Source organism: Xanthovirga aplysinae, from assembly GCF_009711365.1.
Lineage (GTDB): Bacteria > Bacteroidota > Bacteroidia > Cytophagales > Cyclobacteriaceae > Xanthovirga > Xanthovirga aplysinae.
This window is the reverse complement of sequence record NZ_SMMB01000124.1, coordinates 1-414: the sequence shown is the minus strand read 5'-3', so window position 1 is coordinate 414 and position 414 is coordinate 1. Positions and strand designations below refer to the sequence as shown.

The window sequence follows — 414 nt, the reverse complement described above, 5'->3', positions numbered from 1 at the left end:
AAAGGGACATAGTTTACACTTTTTGAGTAGTTTTTGGTTGAAAACCAATTCAAACAGCCATGCCTTGGAAAGCAATGACAACTATGGATCAAAAAATAGAATTTATCTGTGAATGGCTCGGTGGAAAGCACATCATTATTGAACTCTGTAAAGCTTTTGAAATCACCCGTCCTACAGCTTATAAAGTGATTAGGCGATATGAATCAATGGGTATTGAAGGACTTAGGGAACAATCCAAAGCACCTAGGAATCATCCAAATCAAAGAAAAAGTACAACAAAAGATCCTTTTCTTAAAGGCAAAACATCCTAGTTGGGGAACAAAGAAAATCCACAAACTATTGTTTAACGATTGTAGCAGTGAGGACATTCCTTCAGTGGTTACTGTTCATAATATACTAGCTAAAAATGGATTA

Annotated in this window: 1 protein-coding gene; it reads left to right on the top strand. The window is 35.5% G+C overall.

What is annotated here, in order from left to right:
* Positions 1 to 59 precede the first annotated feature (59 nt).
* The gene (locus E1171_RS25005) at positions 60 to 311 is read left to right on the top strand and encodes a helix-turn-helix domain-containing protein (protein WP_155202981.1); all 252 of its coding nucleotides are present in this window, start codon (positions 60 to 62) and stop codon (positions 309 to 311) included.
* The last annotated feature ends 103 nt before the right edge of the window (positions 312 to 414 follow it).